At 64.5% G+C, this 15,957-nt stretch carries 18 protein-coding genes and 1 tRNA gene; 6 read left to right on the top strand and 13 right to left on the bottom strand.

Annotated features, from left to right (window positions below; translation table 11 throughout):
* Nucleotides 1–189: 189 nt before the first annotated feature.
* Both ACR65N_RS16680 and ACR65N_RS16675 read left to right on the top strand, forming a co-directional pair.
* Nucleotides 190–420, top strand: coding sequence for a type II toxin-antitoxin system CcdA family antitoxin (locus ACR65N_RS16680; protein WP_440457925.1), 231 nt, complete (start codon nt 190–192; stop codon nt 418–420).
* Nucleotides 420–719: a CcdB family protein gene (locus tag ACR65N_RS16675; protein ID WP_440457924.1), complete on the top strand. Its 300-nt coding sequence runs from the start codon at nt 420–422 to the stop codon at nt 717–719. Before ACR65N_RS16680 ends, ACR65N_RS16675 begins: the two co-directional genes overlap by 1 nt.
* A gap of 60 nt (nt 720–779) precedes the next feature.
* On the opposite strand, the gene ACR65N_RS16670 is transcribed toward ACR65N_RS16675, so the two are convergent.
* Entirely contained in the window at nt 780–1,499 is a 720-nt protein-coding gene (locus ACR65N_RS16670; protein ID WP_440457923.1) for a PRC-barrel domain-containing protein, read from the bottom strand.
* 302 nt (nt 1,500–1,801) lie between these two features.
* Here ACR65N_RS16670 and ACR65N_RS16665 point away from each other — a divergent pair, with 302 nt between their 5' ends.
* From ACR65N_RS16665 to ACR65N_RS16655, 3 genes are all read left to right on the top strand, one after another.
* On the top strand, nt 1,802–2,677 hold the full coding sequence (locus ACR65N_RS16665; RefSeq protein WP_440457922.1) for an NAD(P)-dependent oxidoreductase: 876 nt from the start codon (nt 1,802–1,804) through the stop codon (nt 2,675–2,677).
* Nucleotides 2,674–2,994, top strand: coding sequence for an Rdx family protein (locus ACR65N_RS16660; protein ID WP_440457921.1), 321 nt, complete (start codon nt 2,674–2,676; stop codon nt 2,992–2,994). Before ACR65N_RS16665 ends, ACR65N_RS16660 begins: the two co-directional genes overlap by 4 nt.
* A 117-nt stretch (nt 2,995–3,111) precedes the next feature.
* A tRNA-Leu gene (locus tag ACR65N_RS16655) sits at nt 3,112–3,198 on the top strand.
* A gap of 86 nt (nt 3,199–3,284) precedes the next feature.
* Here the strand turns inward: ACR65N_RS16655 and ACR65N_RS16650 are convergent.
* From ACR65N_RS16650 to ACR65N_RS16635, 4 genes are all read right to left on the bottom strand, one after another.
* Nucleotides 3,285–3,635, bottom strand: coding sequence for a hypothetical protein (locus ACR65N_RS16650; protein WP_440457920.1), 351 nt, complete (start codon nt 3,633–3,635; stop codon nt 3,285–3,287).
* A gap of 147 nt (nt 3,636–3,782) precedes the next feature.
* A complete protein-coding gene (locus tag ACR65N_RS16645; protein WP_440457919.1) occupies nt 3,783–4,634 on the bottom strand; it encodes a C40 family peptidase in 852 nt (283 codons plus the stop codon).
* Nucleotides 4,631–4,996, bottom strand: a complete 366-nt coding sequence (locus ACR65N_RS16640; RefSeq protein ID WP_440457918.1) for a MarR family winged helix-turn-helix transcriptional regulator — start codon at nt 4,994–4,996, stop codon at nt 4,631–4,633. The genes ACR65N_RS16645 and ACR65N_RS16640 overlap by 4 nt, the downstream gene beginning before the upstream one ends.
* 62 nt (nt 4,997–5,058) lie before the next feature.
* On the bottom strand, nt 5,059–6,447 hold the full coding sequence (locus tag ACR65N_RS16635) for a leucyl aminopeptidase family protein (protein WP_440457917.1): 1,389 nt from the start codon (nt 6,445–6,447) through the stop codon (nt 5,059–5,061).
* Nucleotides 6,448–6,571: 124 nt separating this feature from the next.
* On the opposite strand from ACR65N_RS16635, the gene ACR65N_RS16630 reads away from it, so the two are divergent.
* Nucleotides 6,572–7,408 (top strand): tetratricopeptide repeat protein, encoded by an 837-nt coding sequence (locus ACR65N_RS16630; RefSeq protein ID WP_440457916.1) that lies wholly within the window; start codon nt 6,572–6,574, stop codon nt 7,406–7,408.
* A 37-nt stretch (nt 7,409–7,445) separates the two neighbouring features.
* Here ACR65N_RS16630 and ACR65N_RS16625 read toward each other — a convergent pair whose 3' ends face one another.
* The 8 genes from ACR65N_RS16625 to ACR65N_RS16590 all read right to left on the bottom strand — a co-directional run bounded on the left by ACR65N_RS16625 (nt 7,446) and on the right by ACR65N_RS16590 (nt 15,948).
* Entirely contained in the window at nt 7,446–8,426 is a 981-nt protein-coding gene (locus ACR65N_RS16625; RefSeq protein WP_440457915.1) for a type II secretion system F family protein, read from the bottom strand.
* 10 nt (nt 8,427–8,436) lie between these two features.
* On the bottom strand, nt 8,437–9,441 hold the full coding sequence (locus ACR65N_RS16620) for a type II secretion system F family protein (protein WP_440457914.1): 1,005 nt from the start codon (nt 9,439–9,441) through the stop codon (nt 8,437–8,439).
* A gap of 18 nt (nt 9,442–9,459) precedes the next feature.
* Nucleotides 9,460–10,944: a TadA family conjugal transfer-associated ATPase gene (locus tag ACR65N_RS16615; protein WP_430306267.1), complete on the bottom strand. Its 1,485-nt coding sequence runs from the start codon at nt 10,942–10,944 to the stop codon at nt 9,460–9,462.
* Nucleotides 10,945–10,974: 30 nt separating this feature from the next.
* Entirely contained in the window at nt 10,975–12,258 is a 1,284-nt protein-coding gene (locus ACR65N_RS16610; protein ID WP_430306268.1) for a CpaE/TadZ family protein, read from the bottom strand.
* 16 nt (nt 12,259–12,274) lie between these two features.
* The gene (locus ACR65N_RS16605) at nt 12,275–12,925 is read right to left on the bottom strand and encodes a CpaD family pilus assembly protein (protein ID WP_430306269.1); all 651 of its coding nucleotides are present in this window, start codon (nt 12,923–12,925) and stop codon (nt 12,275–12,277) included.
* Between the two features lie 14 nt (nt 12,926–12,939).
* Complete coding sequence (locus ACR65N_RS16600; protein WP_440457913.1) at nt 12,940–14,505, bottom strand: type II and III secretion system protein family protein; 1,566 nt, start codon at nt 14,503–14,505, stop codon at nt 12,940–12,942.
* A 15-nt stretch (nt 14,506–14,520) separates the two neighbouring features.
* The gene (gene cpaB / locus ACR65N_RS16595) at nt 14,521–15,333 is read right to left on the bottom strand and encodes a Flp pilus assembly protein CpaB (protein WP_440457912.1); all 813 of its coding nucleotides are present in this window, start codon (nt 15,331–15,333) and stop codon (nt 14,521–14,523) included.
* 129 nt (nt 15,334–15,462) lie between these two features.
* Nucleotides 15,463–15,948, bottom strand: a complete 486-nt coding sequence (locus ACR65N_RS16590) for an A24 family peptidase (RefSeq protein ID WP_440458124.1) — start codon at nt 15,946–15,948, stop codon at nt 15,463–15,465.
* Nucleotides 15,949–15,957: the final 9 nt, after the last annotated feature.

Genomic DNA, 15,957 nt, shown 5'->3' with positions numbered 1-15,957 from the left:
TAGCGCATGCCGCTCGCCCTTAGGTATCGGCTAGCGGCTCGGCAGCCGCTGCTGTTGGCTGACGGACACCCGAAGGCGTCGGCAACCCTCACCTCCGGCTGAAGTGCAGGCTGCGGAGGCGCTTGGCGATACGCCGGCTGGCATCCACCTGCGGCTGTGCTATCATCCTGCTCCAGCCGGAGTTCATCGATGTCGGTCAATGCCATCAAATCAGTCGAGCTTCCACTCAGCGAGGCGCTTCTGGCGGAAGCCCGCGACCTGAAGCTCGATGTCGCAGGGGCCGCCGAGGACGGCATCATGCGAGCGGTCAAAGCAGAGAAGGAACGGCTCTGGCGGCTCGAAAATGCCGAGGCCATTCAGGCGGAAAATGACTATGTTGAGAAGCATGGGCTACCGCTTGCCAAATATAGGCTCTGGTAGTGCCGCGATTCGCTGTCTACCGTTCCTCGGAAGAGGGCATCCTGCTTCTGGACCTGCAGGCAGACGTCCTTGATGGATTGCGCACGCGGGTTGTTGTTCCGCTCTACTCTCTGGAAACAATGCCGTGGTCGATCGGCCGCATGAACCCGCGCTTCAAGATCGGCGAGGTGGTCTACACGATGGCGACCCAGCGGATGGCGGCCATCAGCCATGTTCATCTCGGCCCCGTCATTGCCGACCTGTCCGCCCGCGCCGACGACATCACCGCCGCCACCGATTTCCTCTTCCAGGACTTCTGACGCAAACGCCCCGCAGGTCAGCCTGCGGGGCGTTGCGGATCGGACTTGTGGAACGAGCGATCAGCGCGCCGGCGTCATGCCTCCGAAGGCCGGCGCCTGCTGCAACTGCTCGCGCGTCACGTTGAGGACGATCTGGCCAGGCAGGCCGTCGTCGCCGATGCGGGTCGCACTGTTGGCATCGCGGTTTGCCGCAGTCTCGGTGCCGGCTGCACCCGTCGTGCCGGTAGCGTTCGGCGTTGCCGTGCCCATGCCGGTCGCGGCCGTGGTGTCGCCTGCGGTGCCGCCGGCCGGTGGCGTGGTTGCCGTGTTGCCGCTGGTGGAAGCCGTGGTTTCGCCCGAAACGGCTGGCGACGAGGCTACTGCCTGGTCGGACTCCTGCTGCGTCATGCCCGGGCCGAGCTGCAGCGCGCTCATGTCGACGGCCACATCCTTCTGGCCGATGCCAAGAAAGCCGCCGACACCAATGATCACGGCGTTGACGCTGCCATCCTGGCTGATCAGCACGTCGCTGATGTCACCGATGCTTTCACCGTCGGTTCCGTAGACGGCCTTGCCCTGCAGGTCGCTGACACGCCAGGCGCCCTGGCCTGGCACGGTGACGAACGGGCCGGCGGTCGTGCTTTCGGCGGTTCTCGGGCTGTCGGCCATGCCGCCCTGGGCATTGTTCTGGTTGGTCATCTGGCCGGTCTCCGGCGAGACCGGAGCGGTCGTGGTCTGCGCTGCGGCGGCGAGAGGCAGTGCGGTGGAAAGCGCCAGTACGGCGATCAGCTTGCGGATCATGGATGGTCCTCCTGTTCGATTGGAACTGGATCTAGAACACATGCCCCGGAGCCTTGTTCCGGACGGCCATCCAACGTTCCCGTGAGTCACGGGCCACAAACACACACAAAATTGTCAGGCGGCAAGGCGAACCTGAGCCGGAAGGTGGATGCCGCCAGGGATCCTTTCGGTACCATATCACGCGCCACCGGTCGGAGATCCGCACCTTGATCGCCGCAGCCCGCGCATGTAGCCTCCCGACCGAACCGCCGCATGGAGAGTTGCGGCGCAGAATCCCCATGATAGCAGGAGTGCCTAAGGCGATGCACAGGGAGCGGATCGGCGTCGTTGGCCTCGGCCGGATGGGAAGCGCTATCGCCGAACGGCTGGCATCCCAAGGACATCAGGTGACCGGCTGGAGCAGGCGCGGTCTCACGGCCCCCGAAGGAACGGCACTCGGCATCGCCGTGGCGACCGAGCTCGGCGAACTGGTTGCGGAAGCCGACATCCTCATCCTGTCGCTGATGGACGAAGAGGCGGTCGCTGCCGTTCTGACGGCGCTCGCCGGCCACGACCTTGCCAACCGTCTGATCGTCGAGACCAGCACGGTCGGCCCGGACATCATCCGACACCATGCGCCGAGCCTTGCCGCGGCAGGTGGCAGCGTCATGGACGCACCCATCTCCGGCGGTCCCGATCTGCTGCGCATTGGCCGTGCCGGCTTCTATATCGGTGGCAGCGAGACCGACGTGGCGCGGTTCCGACCGGTGGCGGAGGCCCTTTCCGACCGCATCCATCACGTCGGTGCGCTCGGCGACGGCGCAACGGCAAAGCTCGTCAACAACATGATGCTGCTCGGCATCTGGCAGACGCTGAAGGAAGCCCTGCAGCTGGGCCAGGCAGCCGGCCTGACGCGCGAGACCATGCTCGCCTTCCTCGAGGGAAGCCCAGCCGCCAGCCCGGCGATGAGGTCGCGCCTGCCGGTCATTCTCGGGCAAAGCGACACGGTCGGCTTTTCACTGTCCGGCGTCGTCAAGGACGCGCGTGTGGTCGCTGCCCTTGCAGAAGCTCTGCAGCTTGACCTTCCCGCGACGCAGGCCGCTCGGCAGAGCTTCGAGGCGGTCGAGGCGAAAGGTTACGGAGAGGCGGACCTCGCCATGATGGTGCGGATCGCGACGCAAGGAAAGGACAACGCATGACCGACAGCAAGCCCCGCATCACCATCGAGTACTGCACCCAGTGCAACTGGCTGCTGCGCTCCGCCTGGATGGCGCAGGAGCTCCTGCAGACCTTTTCCGACAGCCTCGGAGAGGTGTCGCTCATCCCCGGGACGGGCGGGATCTTCGAAATCCGCGCCGATGGGGAGCTTGTCTGGGAACGGGTTCGGGATGCAGGGTTTCCGGGGCCGAAGGAGCTGAAGCAGCGGATCCGCGATCGAATCGATCCGCAGCGGGACCTCGGCCACCTCGACCGATCTTCAAACGAAATCAAAGACAAATCTGAAAGCGCCGGTTGAGGGACGGCCGCCTTGCGAGCAATCGGCCCACTCTTGCGGGCATAATTCGATAGTGACACAGAAACTTCAAAAACTCCGTTGACAGGCGAAGCGGGGACCAGTACATGGCTCCTCGTCGCCCAGATGGCGGAATTGGTAGACGCGCCAGCTTCAGGTGCTGGTACTCGAAAGGGTGTGGAGGTTCGAGTCCTCTTCTGGGCACCATTTCCATCGTACTAAAACAAAAAAAGACCGGCTCTGCCGGTCTTTTTTTGTTTGGCGCAGGTCTCTCTCTCCCGGTAGGCCGATACTCAGTCCCGCGGCAGAGAATGCGGGTTGAGGCCTGGGACCCACGGACGGTCCGGCAGCTGCGTGCCGGTATAGACGGCTCCGTTCTGCTCGCACCGATACACCTGCACCGGAAAGTCTGGGAACGCCGATCCGCGGCGCCAGCGGCGATACTCGACCTCTGTCGTGCAGTCTGGCTCGGCGGCCTGCGCCTGCCTCAGCCGTTGCTGTTCCGACTGGACGCCCGGGAGATCCTTGAAGGCCGGCGCGGGGTCGCTCCAGCCGGTCTGGCGAGGACGATCAGAAGCAAGGCCGGGCGCGTTCACGGCAAGGGCCAGAAGCATGGCGCCAATGATCGTCGTCCCTGTCTTCATCCCTTGCCTCATCTCGCTTGCTCCTGTGGCGGCCGATGCCTTCCCTGTCTTCAGATGTGGGTACGGCGGAGGCCACGATCCACGCCGCGGCCAAACATTTGCGTGATCCAGCACGATGCAACGTTCGACATCCCAGTCGAAGAACCGTCAGAAGGGTCTGCGGAAGCCGGTCGGCTGGTCGTAGAGCCAACCGATGCGGGTGATCGCTGCCTCGAGATCCTCGCGTGCCACTGTCATCGTATGGCCGTTGGCGTGCAGCATCGTCTTCTCGTCCTGCATGATGCCGACATGGCCCTTCCAGAAAACCAGGTCGCCGCGCCGAAGGTCCTGTCGCCCGATCTCGGATCCGAACCTCGCCTGCATGTCGGAATCGCGAGGCGCCTTGTGGGCGGCCATCATCATCGCCAGCTGCGTCAGGCCGGAGCAGTCGATGCCGAAGCCGGAGCGACCTCCCCAGAGATAGGGTGTCTCGATGAAGCGTTCGGCGATCGACACGTAATCCTCGTCAGGCTTCTCGCCGAGCGCCAGGCAATGGCCGGCGATCACAGCACCGCCATCCTCAAGCAGCAAATAGCGGGTGCCGCGGGTTTCCGCCTCACCGATCACGACGATCCGGCTTCCCATCGAAAGGGCCCGCAAGGGGACGGAGCGCAGTTCGGCCTGCGGATAAACGAAAGTGCGCGGCACGACGACCCAGTGTGTCACTTCGACGGGAGGCGAAAGATCCGTCTCCGGCAGATAACCGACATAGCCATCCTCATCGGCCTGTACCCAGGCCCAGCCATCGCGGCGATCGAAGACGCGGACGCGCTCGCCGAACAGAAGCTGGGTATCGATCCCACGCTTCAGATCCGGGTGAGGCCGCAGCTGCGCGACGGCGACCGAAATTGCCGCCGGTGCGCCGGGTGCGAAGCGATCGGCGGAAACCTTGCCCGACAGTCTCTCGTCGGCGAGGTCCGCGCGGAAAGCGTTGAGGCGGCGGTCGAGATGTTCGGTCATGGAAGCCCTCCCTGTGGGGCAGATCGGCGAGCCTCCGAACGGATGAGGTCTCCGAGGTTTTCAAGATAAAGGGCACCGGCGACGGTCCGCTTGATGACGACGTTGCGGCGGTCCTTCTCGTCCCGCACGCGGTCGACCAGCTGCAGGGCGCCCATGCTGTCCAGCGCCCGGGTGATCACCGGCTTCGTCACCCCCAGTGTCGCCGCCAGGCCGCGCACCGTGTGCGGCGGCGGCACGAGATAGATCTCCAGCAGGATCGCCAGCTGCCGCAGGCTGAGATCCGGTCTGTCCTGACGCACCTGCCCCACCGAGACACGGTGCCAGAGGCCGAGCGCCTCGGTAGCCGTCAAATCAGCAGGCATGAGAACTCCAGAAACTTCCGCCGGACCATTGTCCGACGGATCTCGACGGTAGGCAAGCCTCGTCAGGCAAGCGAGGCGATATGATGGAAGAGCGCGCGGATTGCCTGCGCCTCACCACCGATCGGGGTCTGCGGCTTGTCGGTGGCCGACCAGGCGAAGATGTCGAAATGCACCCAGCTCCTGGCGCCGCCGGCAAAACGCTTGAGGAACAGCGCGGCGGTGATCGACCCGGCCATGCCGCCGCCCGGGGCATTGGTGATGTCGGCTGCCCGCGACCGGATATCCTTCTCGTAGCCCTTGAACAGCGGCAGGCGCCAGATCGGATCGTCTTCGGCCTGGCTCGCCTTCGACAGGGCCAGCGCCAGATCCTCGTCATCGGTAAAGAAGGGCGGCACCTCCGGCCCCAGCGCGACGCGCGCCGCACCGGTCAGTGTCGCCATGTCGATCATCAGGTCGGGCGTCTCTTCCGCGGCATAGGCCAGCGCATCGGCGAGCACCAGGCGGCCTTCGGCATCGGTGTTGTCGATCTGCACGCTGATGCCCTTGCGGCTCCGATAGATATCGCCCGGGCGGAAGGCATCGGCGGAAATCGAATTCTCGACCGCCGGCACCAGCACCCGCAACTCCACATCGAGGCCGGCATCCATGATCATCAGCGCCAGGCCCAGGACATTGGCGGCACCGCCCATGTCCTTCTTCATCAGCAGCATCGAGGACGCCGGCTTGATGTCGAGCCCGCCGGTGTCGAAGCAGACTCCCTTGCCGACCAGCGTCACCTTGCGGGCGCCCTTGCGCCCCCAGCGCATGTCGAGAAGACGCGGCGCCTGGGCGCTGGCGCGACCGACCGTGTGGATCAGCGGAAAGTTCTGCGCCAGCAGATCCTCGCCGACGATCGACGTTGCTTCGGCACCGTAATGGGCGGCAAGCGCCCGGAAGACTTCTTCAAGCCGCTGCGGCCCCATGTCATTGGTCGGCGTATTGATGAGGTCCCTGGCGAGGAAGACGGCCGCCAGCCCACGCTCGAAGGCAGCGGCGTCGGCTCCGTCCAGCACCGCCAGAGAGGCCTCCAGCGGCTTCGCCGTCTTATAGGTGTCGAAGCTGTAGCCTCCGAGGCCAAAGCCGAGCACCAGGCGCTCCGGCGGCAACGCATCGCCCGACAGCATCCAGGTTCCGGCGGGCAGAGACCGGGCGAGCTTGCCGGCGATGAACGGCTGGTCCTGCGGCTCCGCACCAAGACCGAACAGCGCGCCCGCAAGCTGGCCATCCGGTCCCTGCAGAAGCAGAAGCGATCCGGTGTCGGCCTTGAAGCCGGCCGACCTTGCCCACTCACACACCTCCGGTGAAGGTTTCTGCGCCTCGAGATCCGCTGGTGTCAGGCAGTGAACGAGGAGCTTTCCATCGGCGGATGGATGGAAGGGGGACGGTCTTTCGATGAACTGGTAGGGGGTCATGGATCAGCTTTCAAAGGGCATGCTTAACGAACTGTTAGGGTTAACAGATTATTGCTTGGACCTGGATAGCGCCACCCCCAGGATCGACCGGCGGACAGCGCGCGAAGCACCGCGAGTAGCCACGATGACTGCATTACAATCCACATCCGCGAAGCGTCGGCAATGGCAAATCGCCGCCTGCATCGCGCTTGCCTGCGCAACGCTTCCCTCCTGCGCCACCCAGAAGGCCGACAGGCTGACCACCGGCTCCATTCCGAGCGCCTCGCTGTCGAAGCCCGTCGATTCGATGACGGCAGTCGAGCTCGCCGGTGCCGAGAAGTCCATGGGCCTCGCCTACGACCGCAATCCGAAGGACAGGACGGCCGGGCTGAACTACGCCAACATTCTGCGGATGAACGGCAAGAACACGCAAGCGCTGGCGGTCATGCAGCAGGTGGCGATCGCCAACCCGACCGACCGCGACGTGCTGGCAGCCTACGGCAAGGCACAGGCCGCGGCCGGACAGCTGGAGCAGGCGCTGGCGACGATTGGCCGGGCGCAGACACCGGATCGCCCCGACTGGCGGCTCTATTCCGCGGAAGGCGCCGTGCTCGACCAGTTGGGCCGCTCCGACGAGGCACGTCAGAAATACCGGCTGGCACTCGACACCCAGCCGAAGGAGCCGAGCGTCATGTCCAATTTCGGCATGTCCTACGTGCTGTCGGGAGACCTGAAGACCGCCGAAACCTACCTGCGCTCGGCATCGGAGCAATCAACTGCCGACAGTCGCGTGCGCCAGAACCTGGCACTGGTCGTCGGCCTGCAGGGCCGGTTTGCCGAGGCCGAGCAGATCGCCCGGCGCGAACTGACGGAAAGCCAGTCGGAAGCCAACGTCACCTACCTGCGCTCCATGCTGTCGCAACAGAATGCCTGGGCGAAGCTGTCCGACAAGGACCGCAAGCCGAGCCAGGCTACCAACTGATCCGGACGGGCGGCACTGTCCGCCAGTTGATCCGCTTTCAGAAGCGATCGGCAACCTGAATGCCGGCCGGGCCGAGGATCACCGCGATCAGCACCGGCAGGAAAAACAGGATCATCGGCACCGTGAGCTTCGGCGGCAGCGCCGAAGCCTTCTTCTCCGCTTCATTCATCCGTTCGTCGCGCCCTTCCTGGGCGAGCACGCGCAGTGCCTGGGACACCGGCGTACCATAGCGCTCCGCCTGGATGAGCGCCGTCGTCACCGCCTTGACGATGTCGAGCTGGGTGCGGATCGCAAGGTTTTCGAGCGCCACGCGACGATCCGGCAGGAAGGAAAGCTCGGCCGTGGTCAGCACCATCTCTTCTGCCAGCGCCGGCGACTGCGGCGCCATCTCTTCTGCCACCCGCCGCATCGCGGCCTCCAGCGAAACGCCCGATTCGACACAGATGAGCATCAGGTCGAGTGCGTCGGGCCAGTTGCGCTTGATCGATGCCTGACGCTTGCCGACACGGTTGCTGATGTAGATGTTCGGCGCATAGAAGCCGATATAGGCGGCAACGATCGTCGCCAGCAGCCGGATCGACATCGGCCGCGACGCCAGGTTTCCGAGCCCGAAGATCCAGATGGCGGCAGCCGCCAGAAACAGGAATGGCAGCAGGAAGCGGCAGACGAGGAAGACGTTGAGGGCGTTCTGGGTGCGCAGGCCGGCCGCCTTCAAGCGGTTGACGGTATTGTCGTCGACAAGTGCCTTGCGCAGGTTGAAGCGCTCGACGATCTGGCGAACCGGCTGGTTGTTCTGCGACCGGAGAGAGCCGCGGCTGGCCTCCGCGTTCATCCGGGCCCGCTCGCGGTTGCGCATCTGCTCGCGCTCAGTCGATACGGCGCGCATGCGCTTGTCGAGGTCCCTCCCCTCGAACATCGGCACGACAAGCGAATACAAGGTGGCGAACACCGCCACCGCCACCAGAAGCGCGAGCAGTGTTGCCGGGTCGGTCAGGCGCGAGGCGAGTTCCGATGACATCGATTGATCCTCAGACGTCGAAGTTGATCATGTTGCGCATGACGAAGATGCCGATCGACATCCAGACGCCGGAGAACAGCAGGATGATGTGGCCGCGCGGATCGGAGAACAGCACTCCGATGTACTGCGGAGAGGTGAGGTAGACGAGCAGCGAGACAACGAACGGCAGAGACCCGATGATCGCCGCCGACGCCTTGGCTTCCATCGACAGGGCACTGACCTTGGCCTTCATCTTGCGCCTTTCGCGCAGCACCTTCGACAGGTTGCTGAGCGCCTCGGAGAGGTTGCCGCCCGCCTGGCTCTGGACGGCGATGACGATGGCGAAAAAGTTCACCTCCGGCAGCGGCATGGTCATCATCATACGGGCGCAGGCATCCGGGATGCTGATGCCGACCTGCTGCGAATCCACGACCCGCCGGAACTCGCTTTTCACCGGCTCCTGTCCGTCGCTGGCGATCAGCCGCATCGCGTCGCTGAGCGGAAGGCCGGAGCGGATCGAGCGGACCATGACGTCGAGAGCATTCGGCATTTCTTCGAGAAACTTGTTCTGCCGGCGCTTGATGAGGAAGCCGAGGAACCAGCGCGGCAGGCCGATCGCGCCAACGAAGGCGACGCCGACTGCGCCCAGCAACGGCAGCCCAGCCATCAGACAGAAGAGAAAGGCGAAGATGCCGAAGACGACGCTGAACACGTGGAAGCGTGCAGGCGTCAGCGGCAGTCCGGATCGGACAAGCTTCGCCTTGATGCTCCGGTCACCGAGCTTCTTGTTGTTCTCCTGCTGCTTGCGCTCCAGGTCCTTCAGCGAGTCCTGCACGGACTTGCGGCGCTTGGACATTTCCTGAACCCGATCGCGGGCTGCCTTGACCTTGACGCGGTCGGTCTCGGCTGAGCTGACGCGGTTCATGCGGCTGGCGGTCTTCTTTTCCACCTCGATCCGCGAGAACAGCAGACCGTAGGCCAGCGACGCCGCGGCGATCGCGACGAGGACGGCAAGCGCCACGACGGTCATGTCCATTCCCTGATCCTCCGACGGCTAGTTGGTCTTGACTTCCATCTGATCGAAAGCGGCGGCGAGCCGTCGTTCCTCGTTATAGTAACGTGCGCGATCCCAGAAATGCGGCTTGACGATGCCGGTCGAGACATGGCGGCCGACCAGCCTACCGGCTGCGTCTTCGCCTTCGATCTCATAGCGCAGCAGGTCCTGGGTGATGATCACGTCACCCTCCATGCCGATGACTTCCGTCACATGGGTGATCCGGCGCGTCCCGTCGCGAAGGCGGGCGGCCTGGACGATGACGTCGACCGAACCCGAAATGATCTCCCGCACGGTCTTCGCCGGGAGCGTGAAGCCGCCCATGGCGATCATCGATTCCATGCGGCTCAGGCATTCGCGCGGCGTGTTGGCGTGGATGGTGCCCATCGAGCCGTCGTGGCCGGTGTTCATCGCCTGCAACAGGTCGAAGACCTCCGGTCCGCGCACTTCGCCGACGATGATCCGCTCCGGACGCATGCGCAGGCAGTTCTTGACGAGGTCGCGCATGGTGATCTCGCCCTCGCCCTCGATGTTCGGCGGGCGGGTTTCCAGGCGCACCACATGTGGCTGCTGCAGCTGCAGTTCGGCCGTGTCCTCGCAGGTGATGATGCGTTCGTTCGCGTCGATGTAGCGGGTCAGGCAGTTGAGAAGCGTGGTCTTGCCCGAGCCGGTGCCGCCGGAGATGACGACATTGCAACGGACGCGGCCGATGATCTGCAGCAGGACCGCGCCTTCCGGCGTGATCGAGCCGAACCTGACCAGCTGGTCGAGGGTCAGCTTGTCCTTCTTGAACTTGCGGATCGTCAAGGCCGGGCCATCGAGCGACAGCGGCGGCGCGATGACGTTGACGCGCGACCCGTCCGGCAGGCGGGCGTCGCAGATCGGGCTCGACTCGTCGACGCGGCGGCCGACCTGGCTGACGATGCGCTGGCAGATCGACAGGAGCTGCTGGTTGTCGCGGAAGCGGATCTCCGACTCGATCGTCTTGCCGCCGACTTCGATGAAGGTCTGTCCCGCACCGTTGACCATGATGTCGGCGATGTCGTCGCGCGCCAGCAACGGCTCGAGCGGGCCGTAACCCAGGACGTCGTTGCAGATGTCCTCGAGCAGTTCCTCCTGCTCGGCGATCGACATCGCGAAATTCTTGATGGTGATGATATCGTTGACGATGTCGCGGATTTCTTCACGCGCGCTGTCGGTATCGAGCTTGGAGAGCTGCGACAGGTCGATCGTGTCGATCAGTGCCGCGAAGACCTGGCTCTTGGTATCGTAGTACCCCTCGTTGCGGGGCGAGCGGCGACGTGCCGGAGCCGGCTGAGGGGCCAGTGGCGGCGCCGGGACAGCCTGGCGGGGCGCGGTCGCATTCGGCTCCTGGAGGATCTCGGGACCTGTCGATGCGGCAACGGCGGCCACCGCTGCGGCCGGCGGAGGCGCGATGCCTGCGCCTGCCTTCCCAAACCCCTCGTTACCCCTTTTTCCGAACATCTCTGCGATCCAGTTCCTGCGAAACAGCGATTACTTGCGTGACAGGAGGCCGAGCACCTTGCCGAGGCCGCCCTTCCTGTTTTTCTTGATGGACGTGCGTCCAGTGACGATGTGGGCGATCTGCGAGAAGGTCTCGGCCGTCGGCGACTTGGCGTCCATCTCGGTAATCATCCGCCCGCTGTTTGCAGCACTGCCGAACAGCGGCGCATCGAAGGGAATGATGGCGATCGGCTCGATCTCCAGCGGCTCGACGAAGTCAGAAACGGCGATCTCGGGTCGCTTCGGCAGTCCGACCTGGTTGAGGATCAGGTGCGGAGAGCGGTCGTTGGGGCGCAGTTTGCGCAGCGCATCGAGCATGTTCTTGGCATTGCGCAGGTTGGCGAGGTCGGGAACCGCGGTGATCACCACTTCGTCGACTTCGGAAAGCACGCTGCGGGTCCATTCCGACCAGGCATGCGGCACGTCCAGAACGGCAATCGGTGCGCTGCGCTGCAGGACGTCGATGACCGGCTGGAAAGCGCCCTTCTCGAAATCATAGGCGCGATCAAGCAGCGAAGGCGCGGCCAGCAGCGACAGGTGTTCCGAGCATTTGGTGAGCAGGCGGTCGAGGAACACCTCGTCCAGCCGGTCGGGCGCATAGACGGCTTCCGCCATGCCCTGCGCCGGATCCTGGTCGAAATCGATGTTGGCGGTGCCGTAGGCAAGATCGAGATCGGCCAGGATGGTCTCGGTCGAGAACAGCGAGGAAATGCCGAACGCGCAGTTGTGGGCGATCGTCGAGGACCCGACGCCGCCCTTGGCGCCGATGAAGGCGATGGAGCGACCGAGCGGCTCGGCTTCCGGATCGACGAAAATCGTCGCGATGGCGCCGAGCAGGTCCGGCATCTTCACCGGGGCGACAAGATATTCGGAAATGCCGTTGCGGATCAGTTCGCGGTAGAGCGTGATGTCGTTGTGCCGGCCGATCAGGATAACCCGCGTCGAGGCATCGCAGACGGCGGCCAGGGGTGCCAGATCCTGCAGAAGATCGCCGGGAGCCGCATCCGTCTCGAGGATGATGAGGTTGGGGGTGGGGGCCGTTGCGAACATGTTGGCGGCCGCAGCACTGCCGCCGCTCGTCACGCGCAGGTTCACCTTAGACATGCGGCGATCCTGGCCAAGCCGCTCCATCACCCGGTGCAGCGCATCGCTTTCGCAAAACGCGTGCACGGAAATGCGCGGCAGCGGCCGCAGGCTCTCCATGTCGCTCGGCCGTGACGGCTCGGGCGGAGCAAGGTCGTCCTGCATGCGGATTTCGTATTCGACAGCACTCATGGTGTCTGCGCCTCCGCTAGTTGTCGCTGTTGTTGGCTGCGCGATAGTCGCTGATGACGTTGGAGCGCTGCGCTGCATCGATCGGAGTCATGCCCCGCGGTGCGACGAGGTCGGTCGGATTGGCCACCTGTGCTGCAAGGTTGTTCTGCGAGGCGCAGCCGAAATTGTACCAGTTGCGGTTGGCGATGGTGTCGTCGGTCAGATCCTCCGGCCACTCTCCGCAGGCGGAGGTAACAGCCTTGGTTGCCACATAGGACAGGCGAATGGGCGCCGCATCGCCGCTCGCATCGGCGGCATAGCTGGTCATCACGATCCGCTGCGCACGAATGCCGGCCGTCACCAGCGTGGCGCGGATGTCGCGCGACAGGTGCTGTGCTGCCGGACCGTTGGGCGAACCGTTCGGCACCTGGATCTGCACATGGCCGGCCGAGGAGGATGCAAACTTCTGCGCGAACCCCTTGATCGTGTCCCGCATGCCGATGGTGAGGCGAGAATCGTTGGGGCTGACCGGGAGGTCGAGATTGCTCTGCGCTTCCGTCAGCACGATCGGGTGACGCTCGCGGTAATCGAGCGGGATGGATCCGGTGGTCAGGTCACGATTGGCGCAACTCGCCAGCAGAGCCGTGGAGAGCACCAGAAGGGCCGCCTGCAGCGGTTTCGTCGTCATTGTCCTTGTGCCTCTCACTTGTAGATGAAGCCGACCGCGCCGTGATATGGACCGGCAGTGGCCTGTTCCTTGCGCCCGTACAGCTTGTTGACCCGGTTGAGGAAATACATCGCGCCGTCGTTCTCCGGATTGAAGTTGTCGTCCGGACGCGCGATCTCGCTGCGCGCCACCGGGCGCACCAGATACGGTGTTGCGATGATGACCATCTCGGTCTCGTTGCGGATGAAGTCCTTGCTGCGGAACAGCGTACCGAGGATCGGCACCTTGGAGATGCCCGGAAGGCCCGACATCGCCTGGCGGACATTGTCCTGCACCAGACCGGCGATGACGATCGAACCGCCGGAGGGCAGTTCAACGGTGGTCGATGCCTCGCGCTTGCGGATCGAGAGGTAGGTCGAGCCGGGAATGGACGGCGAGGTGCCGTTACCGGTGGCAACCGAGCCCTCATAGGTTGGCTCGGAGACATTCGTCTCGATGTTGAGGCTGATGCGGCCGGCCGATAGGACCACCGGCTTGAAGTTCAGCTCGACGCCGTAATCGACAGTGTCCACGGTGCGGGAGACGGTCGTCTTGTTCGCATCGTCGACCGCAACCTCCTGCTGGCCGGCCAGCCGGTACTGGCCGCCGACGTAGAACTTTGCCTGCTGGCCGGAAATGGCCGTCAGGCTGGGCTCGGCAAGCGTGCGCATGACGCCGGCCTGTTCCATGGCGTTGACATAGGTGGCAAGGCTGGTGGTGCCGATCGTTCCGCCGGCCCGACCGAGACCGCCGACGGCGATCGCGTTGCCGAGATTGGCAGGATTGGCAAACGAGATGCCGCCGCTGGCAGCGCTGCCGATCGTCGAGATCGTGCCGTTGAAGCCAAGCTGCTTCAGGACCTGCCGGCTGACTTCCGCGACGGTGACCTTGAGCGTCACCTGATCCTCGCCTTCGATCGTCAGGAGGTTGACGATCTGCGACTGCTGCCGGTCTTCCGCATAGATGGCGACGGCGCCGTCACCGCTGCTGTTGCTGGTGGCGGTCTGGTTACGGGTCGTCGCCTCGCCGCCCTTCAGGAAGGCGCGTGCCAGCTTCTCGGCCTGCGCAGCATCCTGCGGCGTGCGCACCGAGCCGGTCAGCACGATGTTGTCGGAAATGATCTCAACCTTGATGTCGGATTCCGGCAGGAACCGGCGCAGGTTGCTCTGCAGGCCGACGATGTCGCGCTCGACTTCGAGATCGAGGCTGACGATTTCCTCGCCGCCCGGGCCGAAGATGAAGATGTTCGTCTGGCCGACCGACTTGCCGAACAGGTAGATGCGCCGCGATGTACGGGTAATCGCGTCGGCAACGCTCGGATCGGCGACCAGGATGTCGTGGGCGTCGGCAGGAAGATCCACGACCAGAGCCTTGTTCAGGCCAAGCTGCAGGCGCTTGCGCACGCCGCGGCCGGCGTCGGCGATGCGGATCAGGCTCGGCTGCTCGGCATGGGCCGCGGACGTCCAGAGACCGCCGGTGGCAAGCGGCATGCCGGTAAAGGCGACGCAGAAGCAGAGGCTGGCCGTTGCCGAGGCGCGAAGTTTGTCGATCCAGTGGGTCACGTTGCCTGTCCGTCCTTAATTCTGCGCCGGCTTGGCACTGTTGCCGGTGACGATCGCGCCGGATTTGATCACCTGCACCTCCGCCTTGCCGTCGCCGCCTGCAAGCAGATAGTCGGCCGCCTTGTTGTCCGGCTCCTGGGCATCGGAGATCGACCGGAGCGACAGCGTCAGCCTGTCGGCCATCTGTTGCGCCACGGCCATCACCTTGGCCTGGTCGGGCGTCAGCTCCAGCGTTGCCGTCGTTCCGACGACGGCCTTGGAGCCATCGTCCTTCTCTTCGATATGCTGGTCGATCGCCAGGACGCGGATGTTGTTGAGGACGTTCTCGGTGAGGTAGCGACCTTCAGCTTCCTTGCGCACCATGATCACGTCGACCCGATCGTTGGGCAGGACAAAGCCGCCGGCGCCGGTGGCAACCGAGATCTCGGTGGCAACGGCCCGTTTGCCGGACGGCAGCAGCGACGACATGATACGATTGGAAGAGTCCGCTACCTTCTCCGCCCTCACCGGCTCGCCGGCGAACATCGGCAGACGGACGACCGCGCCCGTCAGTTCGGCAATCGCCGCGGGTCGCGCCTTTTCGGTAATGAAGCCTTCCGTCACGCCGCCTTCCGGCCACGCGCTCCAGCGGATGGAACTGTCCGTGAGACGACTTCCGACGGGAAGGCTTTCCGCCGAGACGAGGACGTTGACGGTCGGTTCGGGGCGGATGATTTCCTTGGCCTGCTGCACCACCGTCTGCCCGCCGCTGAGGCGCATGGCCAGCACGCCGGCAAGCCCCGCCGCGACGACGGCGACAGCAAGTATGATAACGCGAGCGGGTTTCATGACCATTCCTCGGGGGAGTCTCAATTCCCGCGCAGAATGGTCCGCAAATGGTGTAGTTATGGTTAATGCAAAGCTTAGCCGTATGGTTAATCGCCCGGTAAGCCTTCGTCTTGGCGGCTGCCTGCCGCGTCAGTGGGCGAGCGACGCCAGTCGAAGCAGCGGCGCCTCTGGCCAGCTGAGGATGCCGCCGGCGGCAATGGCGATGGCATAGGGGATCTTCTTGGCCGACACCAGAGAGTGCGGGAGGCGCAGGCCGATGGCCATCACCGTCGTGGCGTTGGCGCGCAGCACCAGGATGGCCAGCGTCAGGATCCCGCCGGCGAAGGCGACGGTGACCATGAACGAGATGAGCGAGATGTTGTAGCCGAACCAGAGCGCCGCAGCACTCAGCAGCTTGGCATCGCCGCCACCCATGACGTTGGCGGCAAACAGGCCGAAGCAGAGGGCAAAGACGGCTAGCCCTGCCATGATCGAAAGACCGACCTCGGGCAGGCTCATGCCGACGATCCAGCAGGCCGGGAAAAACAGCAGCACCAGCAGGACGGAGATCCAGTTGGGGATCTTCATCGTCATGAGATCGCTGACTGCGGCTGCGCAGAGAGCTGCCTGAAACATGAGAGGCAA

The organism is Rhizobium sp. SAFR-030 (genome assembly GCF_059415005.1).
Note: the sequence above shows the minus strand (reverse complement) of the source record. Positions and strands in the feature narration are given on the sequence as shown.

Bases quoted from the DNA above. Each gene is read 5' to 3' on its own strand.
- ACR65N_RS16680 (WP_440457925.1), top strand. From the start codon at position 190: ATGTCGGTCAATGCCATCAAATCAGTCGAGCTTCCACTCAGCGAGGCG.
- ACR65N_RS16670 (WP_440457923.1), bottom strand. From the start codon at position 1,499: ATGATCCGCAAGCTGATCGCCGTACTGGCGCTTTCCACCGCACTGCCT.
- ACR65N_RS16665 (WP_440457922.1), top strand. From the start codon at position 1,802: ATGCACAGGGAGCGGATCGGCGTCGTTGGCCTCGGCCGGATGGGAAGC.
- ACR65N_RS16660 (WP_440457921.1), top strand. From the start codon at position 2,674: ATGACCGACAGCAAGCCCCGCATCACCATCGAGTACTGCACCCAGTGC.
- ACR65N_RS16650 (WP_440457920.1), bottom strand. From the start codon at position 3,635: ATGAAGACAGGGACGACGATCATTGGCGCCATGCTTCTGGCCCTTGCC.
- ACR65N_RS16645 (WP_440457919.1), bottom strand. From the start codon at position 4,634: ATGACCGAACATCTCGACCGCCGCCTCAACGCTTTCCGCGCGGACCTC.
- ACR65N_RS16640 (WP_440457918.1), bottom strand. From the start codon at position 4,996: ATGCCTGCTGATTTGACGGCTACCGAGGCGCTCGGCCTCTGGCACCGT.
- ACR65N_RS16635 (WP_440457917.1), bottom strand. From the start codon at position 6,447: ATGACCCCCTACCAGTTCATCGAAAGACCGTCCCCCTTCCATCCATCC.
- ACR65N_RS16630 (WP_440457916.1), top strand. From the start codon at position 6,572: ATGACTGCATTACAATCCACATCCGCGAAGCGTCGGCAATGGCAAATC.
- ACR65N_RS16625 (WP_440457915.1), bottom strand. From the start codon at position 8,426: ATGTCATCGGAACTCGCCTCGCGCCTGACCGACCCGGCAACACTGCTC.
- ACR65N_RS16620 (WP_440457914.1), bottom strand. From the start codon at position 9,441: ATGGACATGACCGTCGTGGCGCTTGCCGTCCTCGTCGCGATCGCCGCG.
- ACR65N_RS16615 (WP_430306267.1), bottom strand. From the start codon at position 10,944: ATGTTCGGAAAAAGGGGTAACGAGGGGTTTGGGAAGGCAGGCGCAGGC.
- ACR65N_RS16610 (WP_430306268.1), bottom strand. From the start codon at position 12,258: ATGAGTGCTGTCGAATACGAAATCCGCATGCAGGACGACCTTGCTCCG.
- ACR65N_RS16605 (WP_430306269.1), bottom strand. From the start codon at position 12,925: ATGACGACGAAACCGCTGCAGGCGGCCCTTCTGGTGCTCTCCACGGCT.
- cpaB (WP_440457912.1), bottom strand. From the start codon at position 15,333: ATGAAACCCGCTCGCGTTATCATACTTGCTGTCGCCGTCGTCGCGGCG.
- ACR65N_RS16590 (WP_440458124.1), bottom strand. From the start codon at position 15,948: ATGTTTCAGGCAGCTCTCTGCGCAGCCGCAGTCAGCGATCTCATGACG.